Source organism: Bacillus sp. SD075 (assembly GCF_017355165.1).
Lineage (GTDB): Bacteria > Bacillota > Bacilli > Bacillales > DSM-1321 > Peribacillus.
In genome coordinates, this window is sequence record NZ_JADILK010000007.1 from 15,258 (window position 1) to 29,754 (window position 14,497).

The following is a 14,497-nucleotide window of genomic DNA, read 5'->3' on the forward strand; positions in this document are numbered from 1 at the left end:
AAATCGAGGAAATGGCCAGAGCAATGAGATGAAACACTCCACTTGTGCAATGTGCATAATGTGAATGTTTCATCTCATTGTTCATTCACTCATTGGACTTCTTTATTTGCTCACATTTAGCAAGTTCTTATGGCCATTCATGTTTTTCCCAATATGGAACATCTCAGCTGTGGTGTTTAATAATCGTGCGAATGATCAATGAGGAAGCGACAAACCATCCTTTCCCATACACCAAATTGAATAACGATTAAACTTGTGAAACAACTTAAAAGTGATAGATACTTTAGCTAAGACTATGGCTGAATAAGCTTATCGAACACAAAAATCGTCATCGCAGTATCAATATCTATATTAATATCCGTATAGATGCTTAAAATTTTCGCTTCCATCAACTCCTCAAGCTTTCTCATTACGGTAGGATCCTGATAGATTCCTTTTACTAATTTAGTTCGTGCTTCATGAACCATATTTTGTCCTTCTGTGGAGCCAATCATAAATTTTTCCACATTCGTCAGATTTCCTTTCATCTCACTAATTACCCAGGGACCTACAAAACGAGTGGTGATTTCCTTTGGTCCATTTCCAACATACTCCTTGCGTATTTCGCGAAGTAACATATTGAATTGATGCTCCATATTTTTTGTCATTCCATTTCTCCTATCTCAACATTTATTCTGTTTAGTTTGGGTTTATATAACAAGATCTAGTGAACCTCTACTTTGTTAAAATGTAAATCAGATGAAAAACTGAACTTTTCATTTATTCATATCATGGAAGTTCATTGTTTTTTTTTCCAAAAGGTAAATTGCTTGTTGGGTAAGTACTATTTAGTGGTTCGAAGTAAGGCTTTCTGCGCAAAAACCTAATTAATATAGTATGTATTCAAAGTCACTATTTGTCCCATGAAAAATAATAATGGAAGATAGTTCATCTCCTTATTCTTTTTGATTAATGATTAAAGTATAATTAAAATGTGTTGAAAAAAGTAATTTTTAATAAAAAAATATTAATTTTGGTGAGGAATTTTTTAGAGATATCGTTACTCGAACCACTTATTTAAGGATTGCCTTTGTATCTTTACTTGTAATTTGCTATTGAGGTGAGACATGTAAAGTATTATAATAAAACTATAAAAAAAATCATTGATATTAGGTAATGGAAAATTGCCATAATGTCCTGTTTTTTATTTTTGTTATACGTGATGAGAAGGATCGCTAGTAGGTTAAACTGCTTAGTAATTAGCCCATCATAAAATTGACTGTGTATTGCATGTGCACAATCTATTTTATGATGGGCTTTTTTGATTTATAAAAAAGGAGAGTTCAATATGCTATGAATAGCCTAAGCGGAAATTAATGGAGAATATCATGAAATAGAACAGAGCCTCCAACCAGTGAATCATTAGAGTGACTCTAATTTTCTGTGATACTTAATGATAGCCATTATGCTTAACAGGACGAAATTGATCACGATTATCTTTGAATTTTTCCTCTGGGGCAATTTGCCATCAAGAGAATGGAACTACTAAATAAAAAAGGACTGAGAGTTATGTTGACACATGAACAAATAATGAATGCTCTAGTACATGTACAAGATCCCGAGCTGCATAAAAGTATCGTGGATTTGAACATGGTGAGAAATATTGAAATTGATGGTACACATGTTCAACTTGAAGTGATTTTAACGATCCAAGGCTGTCCATTAAAAGCAAAAATAAAAGATGATGTTGAAAATTCACTTCGAAATATTGGGGTGTCAAGTGTTTCGTTAACCTTTGGTTCTATGACGCCAGAAGAACGGGCTGCATTAACACAAACTTTAAAGAAAGACGCTACAACAGAGACCGGAATGCCTAACATGTTACTGCCTGATTCAGGTGTGAAATTTATTACAGTGACAAGCGGAAAAGGTGGAGTGGGAAAATCAACGGTTACCGTTAATCTGGCTACTGCTTTAGCCCGGATGGGGAAAAAAGTCGGAGTGTTAGATGCGGATATTTACGGATTTAGTATTCCTGCGATGATGGGAGTTGGAGAAAAGCCAACCATGATTGACCATACAGTCATTCCAATTGTAAGTCAGAGCGTTAAAGTCATGTCCATGGGCTTTTTTACAGACAATAATAGCCCCGTTATGTGGCGAGGGCCGATGCTAAACAAATGGATTCAAAACTTCCTTGCCAACACACATTGGGGAGAACTGGATTATCTTCTTTTAGATTTACCTCCTGGTACAGGAGACGTAGCCATTGATGTAGCTGCCATGATTCCCCAGGCAAAGGAAATTATCGTAACGACTCCTCACAATGTCGCTTCTTTTGTTGCTTCAAGAGCAGGTGCCATGGCGAAACATACAAAACACGAAATCTTAGGTATCGTTGAGAATATGGCATATTATGAAGAACAAGATGGTTCGAGGAACTACCTTTTTGGAAAGGGTGGCGGCGATATGCTCGCTCAACAGCTGCAATCCGAAGTAATCGCAAGAATTCCTTTTGCCAAACGTGAGGAAAATAAAGGTTCATGTATATACGATGAAGATTCGCTTACCGGAGAGATGTTTACATCCTTAGCTCAAGAGCTTGTTCATAGAGGATAGTTTTTTCCATCTAGAATCATGCATTATCAATGAAGAAAGTCTTTATCCCTGAAATTTTAATTCAAATCTTTTTCATGAAGTTGCAGCAGGGTTTTATCAGTTTAAGTGTGTGAATACGTTTCTAAAATAAAAGTTCAATTCCCCATATGGGTACTTATATTAACTGAAACTAAGACCCCATAAGGCTGCATATGGTTAATTAAAACACAACAAAAATAATTCAAGGCATATATGTATTTATCCCTCTTTATAAATAGTTAAGGTATGATCCAAGATAAATGAAGAAGGTAGAATTTTCGATTAAAAATTCAAAGGATGTAGTGCTATATGAAACCAGCAGTGGAGAAACGGCAAATTCTTAGATTCACAAACGGGCATATTGTTAATGCTGAAGATATCATTGTAACGGAGGTTCCAGTTACACTGAAAATTAACGAACAAGAATTTGTTACGATGGTTTGTACACCTGAATATATTCAAGATATGGTTATTGGTTACTTAGCATCTGAAGGAATTATACGGAAATATGAAGAAATCAAAGATATTTGGGTTCAAGAAAAAGAGGGATATGTCCATGTGAAAATAGATAAATTGAATCCTTATTACCAAAATTTCCAAAATAAGCGGTATATTACATCGTGTTGTGGAATGAGCAGACAAGGGTTTGTCTTCGTTAACGATGCATTAACGGCTAAGAAGATGAATGAAATCCGAGTCAAGCTCTCCACGGATGATTGTTTCCGTTTAATGAATAATCTACAAATTTCCGCCACTATTTTCCAAGATACAGGAGGGGTCCATAATGCCGCCCTCTGTGATTTACATGGTTTTATGTTAAGTCGGATGGACATAGGAAGACATAATGCTTTGGATAAAATATATGGCTATTGTTTGAAAAATGATATCTCGATTGGAAATAAAATCATTGTTTTTAGCGGCCGTATATCTTCAGAAATTTTATTGAAAGTAGCAAAAATTGGTTGTGAGGTAGTTCTTTCAAAATCGGCACCGACTGAATTGGCATTACAGTTGGCAGAAGAATTAGGGATTACAACAGTAGGTTTTATTCGTAAACAATCTTTGAATATATATACTTGCCCAGAGCGAATTCAACAGAAACAGTAAGAAGATATTGGTTTGTTGTTTATCTTAGAGAGGGGACACGAAAAACATGGAAGATGGTATTTTGGACAAATTAGAACGCCCATTAAGAGATCTGCGTTTATCTGTGACCGACCGTTGTAATTTTCGCTGTCGTTATTGCATGCCTGAAGAAATATTTGGGCCAGATTATCCTTTTTTATCCACGGATAAAATTCTCTCTTTTGATGAAATGGAGCGATTGAGCCGTATTTTTGTTTCATTAGGTGTTAGAAAAATACGTATTACAGGAGGAGAACCTTTATTACGCAAAAACCTTCCTGAATTGATTCATCGTTTGAATTTAATTAATGGAGTAGATGACATTGCCATTACGACAAATGGATCTCTTCTTAAAAAGTTTGCACCTGAGTTATTTAATGCTGGGTTAAGACGGGTGACAGTTAGTCTTGATTCCTTAAATGATGAACGTTTTAATCAATTAAATGGGAATAGAAGCAAAGTTGCGAGAGTTTTAGAGGGAGTTGAGGCAGCTTCTGATGCGGGCCTAAAAGTGAAAATGAACATGGTTGTTCAAAAAGGGAAGAACGATCAAGATATCATTCCAATGGCGAAATATTTTAAAGAACATGAACATACTCTTAGGTTTATTGAGTTTATGGATGTCGGAAATTCAAATGGCTGGAGAATGGCGGAGGTAATGACCAAGCAAGAGATTTTAGATCAAATTGGAGAAGTCATGCCCTTAGAACAAATTAAGCCCAATTATGTAGGAGAGGTGGCAACTAGATATCGGTACACAGACAGTGATCAAGAAATTGGAATAATATCATCTGTGACTGATTCATTTTGCTCGACCTGTTCCAGGGCACGAGTTTCGGCTGAAGGGAAATTATATACTTGCTTATTTGCTTCAAAAGGTTATGATCTTCGTCAATTACTTCGCTCAGAAGAGTCGGATGTTGTGATTAAAAATAAAATTTCGGATATTTGGAATCATCGCAGCGATCGCTATTCTGATGAAAGAACAAGTGGGGATGTTTCAAGAAATAGCTTGAAAGTAGAAATGTCACATATTGGTGGTTGAAATTCGAAAATTGTGGTGAAGAATCTCTAGTCTAATTAATTCTTTCAAATCGTATGGAAGCATATAAAAAATAGGATGGATAAAGAAATGTTTAATTCACCTAGCGTTCCAGTTTTGTTGAATAATGGAAAAATAACACCCTAGAAAATAAACTATTTTAGAAAATGAGACTGACCTTCAAAGTATGCTAACAACTTTGTTGATCAGTCCCTTTTTCTCAGACCAACGTCTTTTTAGGGGTCACAATTCTATATTCATTAACTTAAGCATATGAAGGTGGCAAATGATGAGCAATTTCTCACATTGGAATGAAGAAGGCAGGCCTAAGATGGTCGATATTTCTCAGAAAGACATAACAACTCGGACAGCTGTTGCAAAAAGTACTCTTTCCTTATCCAATGAATTATTCGAAGCAATTGAAGAAGGATTAATAAAAAAGGGGGATCCACTTCAAGTAGCACAGATTGCGGGTATCATGGCAGCAAAAAAAACAGCGGATATCATTCCAATGTGTCATCCAGTCATGCTGCAAGGAAGCGACTTTACATTTAAATATGAAAAAAAAGAAAATGGATATGATTTAATTATTCATGCCACGGTTAAGTGCAGTGGGAAAACGGGAGTTGAAATGGAAGCATTAACCGCGGTATCTGTTGCTGCACTAACTTTTTATGATATGTGTAAAGCAGTGGATAAAACAATGGTTATTAAAGAAACATTTTTATTGCAAAAAACTGGTGGGAAAAGTGGAGACTTTTTTCATAAACAATAATTATGTACTCTTTTGTATGTGTAATGAAAATTATCCATGGATCTAACAATTGGAATGGCTGGTTTAAACGGTAAGGGTATGGATTACTTTTGAAGGAAAGGAAGAGAGTTCGTTGAATAATCGTTATTCACGGCAACAGCTATTCAAAAAAATAGGTTTTGAAGGTCAAGAAAAAATCAGGCATAAGCATGTACTCATTGTAGGTGCTGGGGCATTGGGAAGTGCTGGGGCTGAGGCCTTTGTCAGGGCAGGTATTGGTAAATTGACTATTATCGACCGTGATTATGTTGAATGGAGTAACTTGCAGCGGCAGCAGTTATATAACGAAGATGATGCTGAAGGTCAAATTCCCAAAGCGATAGCTGCCAGAAAGCATTTGAAACTAATTAATTCAGAAGTTGAAATTGAAGCGCTTGTTATGGATGCAAGACCTGATAATTTGGGGAATTTGTTAAACGGTGTTGATGTAATTATTGATGGTACAGACAATTTTGACATTCGATTCATTTTAAATGATCTTTCACATAAGTATAACATTCCATGGATTTATGGCTCATGTGTAGGAAGTTATGGAGCTACTTACACAGTTATTCCCGGAGGAACAATATGTTTGTCTTGTATTCTAAAGAAAGTTCCTGCTGGAGGAGCAACATGTGATACAGCAGGTATCATTAGCCCAGCAGTTCAAATTGTTTCTGCTTATCAAGTGGCAGAGGCTTTCAAAATTCTTGTAGGTGATTTTTCAACGTTAAGGAACACCTTTTTGACATTTGATGTATGGAGTAACCAACATTACTCTATTAAATTGGAAAAAAACGGAGAAAAGAGTTGCCCAACCTGTGGAATAGTTAGAACTTACCCTTATTTATCGTATGAAAATCAGACAAAAACAGAAGTATTATGTGGGCGAAATACAATTCAAATCAGACCTTCTAGAAATATTGAATATAACTTTGATCATGTAGAAAAACTACTAAAAGCTCACGGTACAGTAACTAGAAATCTTTATTTATTATCTTGTCAGGTTCAGAATTATCGTGTGGTTATATTTAGGGATGGGCGTGTCTTTATTCACGGAACCAATAACATACAGCTTGCAAAAAACCTTTATTATCGCCTTTTAGGCTGACAGAAGGAGTGAAAGTTATGGTAGAAAAACGAACCCCTATTTCTGTGGGGAAATGCGTTCGTAAAGTCATGCAATACGCCAATTATGGTAGGAAGGAAATGATATCGCTTGAATTGGCCTATGGCCGGTACTTAGCTGAAGACTTAATAGCCGATCACAACGTTCCTTCGTTTGATCGTTCTCCATATGATGGATTTGCCATTCGATCAGAAGATTCTGAAACAGCTACTTCCTATCAGCCTCTTTCATTGAAAGTGATGGGAGAGATTGGTGCTGGTATGGTTTTTAATGGACAAGTTGGAGCATTTGAAGCTGTTCGAATAATGACCGGTGCTCCAATTCCTGAGGGATGTAGTGCTGTAGTAATGCTTGAATTAGTCAAGGAATACACAGAAAGTAATCAAAAGTTTATTGAAATCAAACGTTCTTTCAACAAAGGCGATAACATCTCCTTTGAAGGAGAAGATACAAAAAAAGGGACAATTTTGGCAAAGAGGGGTACATCTATCAATCCAGGTATTTCAGCATTATTAGCAACGTTCGGTTATAGCAAGGTACCTGTTGCCAAAAAGCCTTTGGTGGGAGTTTTAGTGACTGGAAGTGAACTTCTTGAAGTAAGTGAACCACTTACACCGGGGAAAATTAGAAATAGCAATGCGTATATGATTTTTTCTCAAATTGAAAGAGCCGGAGGGGATATCAAGTATTTCGGGAAATTAAGCGATGATTTTGATAGCTGTTATTCAGCTGTCAAAAAAGCTCTATCTGAAGTAGATATGCTCATTACAACCGGCGGAGTCTCAGTAGGTGACTATGATTATTTACCGGCTATCTACGAGAAATTAGGAGCTTCTGTCCTTTTTAATAAAGTGGCGATGAGACCCGGAAGTGTAACCACGGTTGCGCAATTGAATGGAAAACTATTATTTGGTTTATCAGGAAATCCATCCGCTTGTTACGTTGGATGTGAACTATTTGTTCGTCCCGCAATCCGAACATCCTTATTTAATGATAAACCACACCTCAAAAAAGAAAGAGCGTGGTTAGGTGAGGATTTTGTTAAACCCAATCCGTTTACCAGGTTTATTAGAGGAACAATTTCGTATGAGCAAGGCAAGGTAATCGTTTCTCCTTCAGGTTTTAATAAATCCAGTGCAGTTTCTTCTTTAGCCGAAGCAGATGCATTTATTGTCCTTCCGGGAGGCTCAAGAGGGTACAAAAGGGGAATGGTTGTTGATGTATTACTATTAGAGGACGTGCAAGGAAGTGAATGGCCTTGGGAAAACATTGTTCCATCTTACAGGTCGTAGGGTTCCAAAACGAGAGAAACAAGAATGATTAAGAGCTTAACAATCAATGAGCATGGAGGTACTCTGGATTTTTCAGGCAACTTCTAAAGAAACTCAGTGGTGATCATTTCTAATCTAGAAGGAGATACCATCAAGTTTTTTTAATTAGATGAAGAAAAGTACTATTGGTTTTTTAAATGAAAGATTGGTGAAAAAGGGAAGATTGTTTATTTAAAATAGTAAGGGAACCTATTTCTGTAAAGGAAGTAACCAAATAAGTTTCACGGAGAGAAGCAGGTGCCTTTACAACTTTCATCGGAACTGTGAGGGAATTCACAAAAGGAAAGAAAACTTTATCACTTGAATATAAAGCATACGAGTCCATGGCGGTAAAAATGCTGAGTCAAATAGGTGATGAAATTAAGAAAAATGGCCGGATACAAGGGTAGCTATTTTACGTGGCAAATGAATAGGCGATTGAACGAAATAAACGAATTGTGCCCATTTGGAAAAAAGAATTTCGGGAAGACGGAACGATGTGGGGTGGAGATCAACTAGAGACTGCTGAATATCCAGAAGGAAAACCGGGCAAGGAGGAATAGGGAATGATTACGGTTTTATTTTTTGCGGGAATACGTGAAGAAATGGGATTAGATGAATTAAAAATTGTTGAAAAAGATGATATAACTATTCAGCAACTAAAACAATACCTTCATAGTAAATACTCTTTATCTTCTTTCAATCAAACAATGACGTCTATAAACGAAAGCTTTGTAACAGACGATGAAATAATCAAAGATCAAGATATCATTGCATTTATCCCCCCAGTAAGCGGAGGATAAAAAGAGCGGTATTTTTTTGTGGTATCAATAAAAAATGAGTTTTAGGTTTTATCATTTAAACCACATATTATTGTTGAAGTTAAACGCATAAAGTATTATAATTGAAACATAGAATCGAATAAAAAAATTCACTGATGTTAGGTAATGATGAATTGCCTTAATGTCCTGGTTTTTTATTATATAATGTGGTGAGAAGGATCACTAGTAGGATAAAAACTGCTTAGTTATTAGCCCGCCATAAAATAGAATGTGTGTTGCATTTGCACAATCTATTTTATGGCGGGCTTTTTTTGATTTTTTTTAAAAAGGAGAATGTAAAATGGCAAAAGTCCTTGTGAAAATTAATGGACAGCAACATGAAGTAGAACAGGGGACTCGAATTCTTGATTACCTACTTGAAAAAGGAGTAGAGCACCCACATATTTGTTATTCAGAAGTGTTAGGTCCCATCCAAACCTGTGATACCTGTATGTGTGAAATTGATGGGGAAATTAGAAGGGCGTGTTCGACAGAAATCGAGGATGGAATGAATATTTTGACTTCTTCAGAATCGGCCAAAACTGCCCAAACAGAAGCGATGGACCGGATTTTGGAGAATCACTTACTGTATTGTACGGTTTGTGACAATAACAATGGAAATTGTCGTGTTCATAACACAGCGGAATTGTTGGAAATTGAACATCAAACTCGTCCATACCGAGAAAAAGGATACGAAGTGGATATGTCCCATCCTTTTTACAGATACGATCCGGACCAATGTATCCTTTGCGGACGGTGTGTAGAAGTATGTCAAGACCTACAGGTGAATGAAACTCTATCTATCGATTGGGAACGTGAAATCCCCCGTGTAATGTGGGATGATGGTAAATCGATCAATGAATCTTCTTGTGTATCTTGCGGACAGTGTGCCACCGTCTGTCCATGTAACGCCTTAATGGAAAAATCAATGTTGGGCGAGGCGGGGCTTATGACAGCCATTCCGAAGGATTTGTTAAATCCAATGGTTGATCTCATTAAAGAAGTCGAACCGGACTATAAGACAATTTTTGCCCTATCAGAAGTAGAAGCAGCCGCGCGGGATACTCGTACGAAAAAAACGAAGACAGTATGTACATTCTGTGGCGTAGGCTGTTCATTTGAAGTTTGGACAAAAGGGCGTGAAATTTTAAAAGTCGAGCCTACTGAAAATAGTCCCGTAAATAGCGTTTCAACCTGTGTGAAAGGGAAATTTGGATGGGACTTTGTTAATAGTGAACAGCGCCTTACAACTCCTTTAATTCGGAAAGGAGATGCATTTGTTCCTGCAACTTGGGATGAAGCACTTACTTTAATTACTGAAAAAATGGGGGCCATAAAAGAAACGTACGGAGGAGATGCACTTGGTTTTGTAAGTTCCTCAAAAACGACGAATGAAGAATCATATCTCATGCAAAAATTGGCCCGTCAAGTGTTTGAAACAAACAACGTGGACAATTGTTCTCGTTACTGCCAATCGCCTGCGACAGATGGGTTACTTGCCACTGTTGGATATGGTGGGGATTCAGGCACCATTCAGGATATTGCAAGTGCAGGTCTTGTTATCACGATTGGGGCAAACCCAACTGAAGGGCATCCTGTTCTAGCGACACGAGTTAAGCGGGCTAAGAAATTACACGGCCAAAAATTGATTGTGTCAGATCTTCGTAAACATGAACTGGCAGAGCGTTCTGATTTATTTTTACATCCAAAACAAGGAACAGACTTTGTTTGGTTGACTGCTGTTGCAAAATATATGATTGATCAAGGTTGGCATGATGAAAAATTCATTAAAGCACGTGTAAATAACTACGAAGAGTATCTGAAACTTCTTAATAAATATACGCTAGACTTTGCAGTGGAAGTGACTGGTCTTCCAATAGAACAGCTGATTAAAACAGCTAAAATGATTCATGAATCAAAAGGAACATGTATTTTATGGGGAATGGGTGTCACTCAAAATATTGCAGGTTCCTATACATCAGGAGCTACCGCTAACCTTCTACTTATAACGGGGAATTTCGGTCGCACTGGAACGGGAGCATACCCACTTCGCGGTCATAATAATGTGCAAGGTTCATGTGACATGGGGGCTCTTCCACAATGGCTCGCAGGCAATCAGCGTTTAACCGACCATGTCGCACGTGCTAATTTCGAAAAAGCTTACGGCGTGAAAATCTCTGAAAAGTCAGGACTTACGAACATTGATATGTTAGAAGCATCAGAGAAAGGCAAACTGAAAGCCATGTATCTCATGGGGGAAGATATGGCTTGGGTAGATTCAAACTCCAATCATGTGCATGACACGCTTGGTAAGCTAGAGTTCTTTGTTGTACAAGATGTGTTCTTAACAAAAACTGCCCAATTTGCAGATGTTGTTTTGCCGGCAGCTCCTTCTCTTGAAAAAGATGGAACCTTCACCAATACAGAGCGTCGTATTCAACGTCTGTATCAAGCACTTGAGCCACTGGAAGAATCAAAACCAGACTGGTGGATTATTCAGCAAATTGCCAAGTATATGGGTGCGGATTGGAACTATGAACACCCAAGCGATATCATGGACGAAATTTCAAGTCTTTGTCCAACTTTTGCGGGTGTATCATACGAGAGACTTGAAGGATGGAATAGTTTAATGTGGCCCGTGCAAAAAGACGGCACAGATGAGCCACTTCTTTATACCAAGCGTTTTAACTTTCCTGATGGAAAAGCGCGCTTTTCCCTTGCAGAATATGTTCCACCTATTGAATTCACACCAGATTTCGATCTTACATTGAACAATGGACGACTTTTGGAGCATTTCCACGTAGGGAATATGACCAACAAATCAAAAGGAATTCAGTATAAATTACCCGAGGTATTCGTAGAAGTTTCGCCTGAACTTGCAAAAGAACGTAAGGTAGAAGATGGATCATTAGTACGTCTAATTTCTCCTTATGGTGCAATTCAGCTTCATGTAGTCGTAACAGATCGAGTTACAGGAAAAGAGCTGTATGTTCCCATGCACTCAGTAAGTCATGAAAATGCAATCAACCTTTTAACAGGAAGTGTTGGCGATGTTCATACACAGACTCCAGCATATAAACAGATCAAAGTGAAAATGGAGTTAATGAAAGCAAAAGGAAACAGACCACTTCCAATGTATAACCCTCGTTATGCGACGCGTAATCCTCAGTTAGGTGTACAAGTGGAACGAAAATGGGCACGGAATGATTACGAGCCAATTGCAGACTTGAATATATCAGGAGTTAAAAAGTAATGGAAATACCGAAAAAGACTTTAGATGCATCAGTTCTGACGGAAGAGGAAAAACGGAGTCATGCTTAAACAGGTAGTTCAAGATTTATCCGAAAATGCGGATGTTATTGGAAAAACTATTCTACTTCTCCAAAGACTTAATAAAATGGGCATTCTTGAAGCTTTCGCAGATTTTAATACACCGGGAGGTAAAAAATAATGGCAAAACCAATTACGAAGATAGATGAACCAACCTTTACCGAAAAAGAAAAACAAGATCAAACGCTTGAAAAGGTTTTACAAGATTTATCCGAAAATGCCGATGGGGTTAAAGAAACAATTAAACTTCTCCAAGAACTTCACGAAAGTGGAATTCTTGGAGCTATCAATAATCTCGTTGAAGCAAAAGAGAAAGTGGCAAAAATTGCAGTAGGACAGATGTTGCGACCGCCTGTAACAAATGCTGTTAACAATGCAATGGAAGCGGCGGGAGTGCTGACGGAACTTAATCCTGAAATGACGAAAAAACTGGTGGGAGGACTGTCAAAAGGTCTTCAAAAAGCAGAGGAAGGATTTCAGTTAAACAAAAAAGTTAGTGTTTTAGATTTAGTGAAATTAATGAGAGATCCTGATGTTAATCGTGTTATGAGGTTTTCTCTTGATTTGTTAAAGGGGTTAGGTGAAGGTTTAAAGGGTCAATCAAAGTAAATGTTGCGTTCTCAAAGGAAAGCTTTTCTCCTGTTCCTATTCATGGATTATCTTATCATCGATGTCTGTGAGCATGTTCTTTATTATGCATGGTAGGCAGTGGAAGGTAGAAAGCGAGCAAAGATATTTTTTAGGGGCAATTTCATTCAGACCGAGGAGATATGATAAATATGGAGGATACTGATGTTTGGGCCATACATGTTAAAAAAAGCTAAGTGGTTGATAAAACTTTATCAAACGGTGTTGAATACATCCTTGATTATTCTTAGTTTTATTCTTATATATTTTCTTTTTAGGCAACTTTACTACATTTCGAATGATGTTTATTGGGGAAATAAGGATGTCCACGGTATATTTGGTAAAATTTTAATATTTTTCTTATATTTTGGATTCATTTCCATGATCGTACAATATTTCAGAGAAGATTACCATTTCCCATTAAGATATCTTATTTACATTGGAATCACCGCAACAATTCGATTTATCATAGTGAATAATGAAAATTCAATCCAGACTTTATGGTTAGCTGCGGTGGTATTTGTACTAACAATAAGTTATTTAATGTTACCACACCCGGAAGCTAAAAATGATTAAAGGTTAGATAGGAGAAATGGAATGAAAAAAAATAGAGAACATCAATTCAATATGTTACTTCGTGAAATACGCAAGGAGTATGTTGGAAATGGACCAAAGGAAATCACTACTCGACTTGTAGGACCTTGGGTAATTAGTGAGATGAAAGGTAATCTCACTAATGTTGAAAAGTTTATGATGGGCTCCACAGAAGGAAAGCGGATGGTTCATGAGGCACGAACTAAATTAGTCAAGCAAATTTATGAGGATCCTGAGGTTCTGGGGAAAATTGAGGGAATGATGGATGCGAAAATTCTAAGCATCTTTACAGATATTAATATGGACATTGATACTGCTATGACGATTTATGTGTTTGACAAACCAATTCAGTGTTAATCATTAGCTATATAGACTGAAAATATATTATTTTGAGGCTACTGTTTGAAATTAATCTTCTAGATGATGAAGTCATTGTCACCATTAGCATATTTCTTCAACAATTACCTAGCTCCAGCGATTTAACATTCAGTAATATGAGTTTTTACGTATAGTAAAAAGAGGGAGATGCTATGAAGATAAAAAAATGATAGAGATAATAGAGATAACAGAAATTGATCCAGAATTACTTGTTTCCAAATTAAATAGAAATCTAGTTTCCCTTTATAATAAAAAAGATATTGGAGATTACACCGACATTTTAAACGATTTGTTAATATTAGCCGTTCATCTTAAATTTGATTTGGTATTAAAGTACTTCGCTGTGGTTCCTATTGTTACTGTAGATGAAAGAAATCAATTTCAGGAAATATTTAAGTGTCTAGGCACGAGAAGCAGAAATAAAGATTAGTTTTTGAATTTCTTCTCTTTATTTTTAGGAATGGCTTTAGTTTTGGGGTTTGATATGAGTGAAATTGAAAGGAATTTCTTTGAAAAGAAAGGTTATTAATATATTTTTAATAAAGAAATTGTCAAACAATTTAATAAATCACTTGTTATATGTTACATGCTTTTACCCACTAATAAAATAAAAAAGGGGATTTTGATGAAATCAATTGATTTTATAGTTACAGAGTTAAAGTAAAAGGGGATTAACGTTCAGAAAATCAATAAGAAAGAGTCAAATATAGAATATCTACTACCTAATGAAAA

General features: G+C 36.6%; 13 protein-coding genes and 2 pseudogenes. 14 read left to right on the forward strand and 1 reads right to left on the reverse strand.

Features of this window, described 5'->3' with window-relative positions:
- Nucleotides 1–293: 293 nt before the first annotated feature.
- Complete coding sequence (locus tag IOC57_RS07415) at nt 294–647, reverse strand: Na-translocating system protein MpsC family protein (protein WP_207438117.1); 354 nt, start codon at nt 645–647, stop codon at nt 294–296.
- Between the two features lie 901 nt (nt 648–1,548).
- On the opposite strand from IOC57_RS07415, the gene IOC57_RS07420 reads away from it, so the two are divergent.
- The 14 genes and pseudogenes from IOC57_RS07420 to IOC57_RS07485 all read left to right on the forward strand — a co-directional run bounded on the left by IOC57_RS07420 (nt 1,549) and on the right by IOC57_RS07485 (nt 14,294).
- Nucleotides 1,549–2,598 carry a P-loop NTPase gene (locus IOC57_RS07420; protein ID WP_207438118.1) on the forward strand — a complete coding sequence of 350 codons (1,050 nt, stop codon included), beginning with the start codon at nt 1,549–1,551 and terminating at the stop codon, nt 2,596–2,598.
- A gap of 327 nt (nt 2,599–2,925) precedes the next feature.
- Nucleotides 2,926–3,723 (forward strand): formate dehydrogenase accessory sulfurtransferase FdhD, encoded by a 798-nt coding sequence (gene fdhD, locus IOC57_RS07425; RefSeq protein ID WP_207438119.1) that lies wholly within the window; start codon nt 2,926–2,928, stop codon nt 3,721–3,723.
- A gap of 46 nt (nt 3,724–3,769) precedes the next feature.
- Complete coding sequence (gene moaA, locus IOC57_RS07430) at nt 3,770–4,786, forward strand: GTP 3',8-cyclase MoaA (RefSeq protein ID WP_207438120.1); 1,017 nt, start codon at nt 3,770–3,772, stop codon at nt 4,784–4,786.
- Between the two features lie 286 nt (nt 4,787–5,072).
- On the forward strand, nt 5,073–5,558 hold the full coding sequence (gene moaC, locus IOC57_RS07435; protein WP_207438121.1) for a cyclic pyranopterin monophosphate synthase MoaC: 486 nt from the start codon (nt 5,073–5,075) through the stop codon (nt 5,556–5,558).
- 112 nt (nt 5,559–5,670) lie between these two features.
- Nucleotides 5,671–6,687: a MoeB/ThiF family adenylyltransferase gene (locus IOC57_RS07440; RefSeq protein ID WP_207438122.1), complete on the forward strand. Its 1,017-nt coding sequence runs from the start codon at nt 5,671–5,673 to the stop codon at nt 6,685–6,687.
- 17 nt (nt 6,688–6,704) lie between these two features.
- Entirely contained in the window at nt 6,705–7,997 is a 1,293-nt protein-coding gene (locus IOC57_RS07445; protein WP_207438123.1) for a molybdopterin molybdotransferase MoeA, read from the forward strand.
- 293 nt (nt 7,998–8,290) lie between these two features.
- Nucleotides 8,291–8,578, forward strand: a pseudogene (locus tag IOC57_RS07450) (molybdenum cofactor biosynthesis protein MoaE).
- 3 nt (nt 8,579–8,581) lie between these two features.
- Entirely contained in the window at nt 8,582–8,818 is a 237-nt protein-coding gene (gene moaD, locus IOC57_RS07455) for a molybdopterin converting factor subunit 1 (RefSeq protein ID WP_207438124.1), read from the forward strand.
- 319 nt (nt 8,819–9,137) lie between these two features.
- Complete coding sequence (gene fdhF / locus IOC57_RS07460; protein WP_207438125.1) at nt 9,138–12,089, forward strand: formate dehydrogenase subunit alpha; 2,952 nt, start codon at nt 9,138–9,140, stop codon at nt 12,087–12,089.
- A 60-nt stretch (nt 12,090–12,149) separates the two neighbouring features.
- Complete coding sequence (locus tag IOC57_RS07465) at nt 12,150–12,287, forward strand: hypothetical protein (protein ID WP_207438126.1); 138 nt, start codon at nt 12,150–12,152, stop codon at nt 12,285–12,287.
- Complete coding sequence (locus IOC57_RS07470; RefSeq protein WP_207438127.1) at nt 12,287–12,775, forward strand: helical membrane plugin domain-containing protein; 489 nt, start codon at nt 12,287–12,289, stop codon at nt 12,773–12,775. Before IOC57_RS07465 ends, IOC57_RS07470 begins: the two co-directional genes overlap by 1 nt.
- A 198-nt stretch (nt 12,776–12,973) precedes the next feature.
- Nucleotides 12,974–13,369 (forward strand): phosphate-starvation-inducible protein PsiE, encoded by a 396-nt coding sequence (locus IOC57_RS07475; protein WP_286184632.1) that lies wholly within the window; start codon nt 12,974–12,976, stop codon nt 13,367–13,369.
- Between the two features lie 21 nt (nt 13,370–13,390).
- The gene (locus tag IOC57_RS07480; protein WP_207438129.1) at nt 13,391–13,744 is read left to right on the forward strand and encodes a Na-translocating system protein MpsC family protein; all 354 of its coding nucleotides are present in this window, start codon (nt 13,391–13,393) and stop codon (nt 13,742–13,744) included.
- A 187-nt stretch (nt 13,745–13,931) separates the two neighbouring features.
- A pseudogene (locus IOC57_RS07485) lies at nt 13,932–14,294 on the forward strand (hypothetical protein).
- The last annotated feature ends 203 nt before the right edge of the window (nt 14,295–14,497 follow it).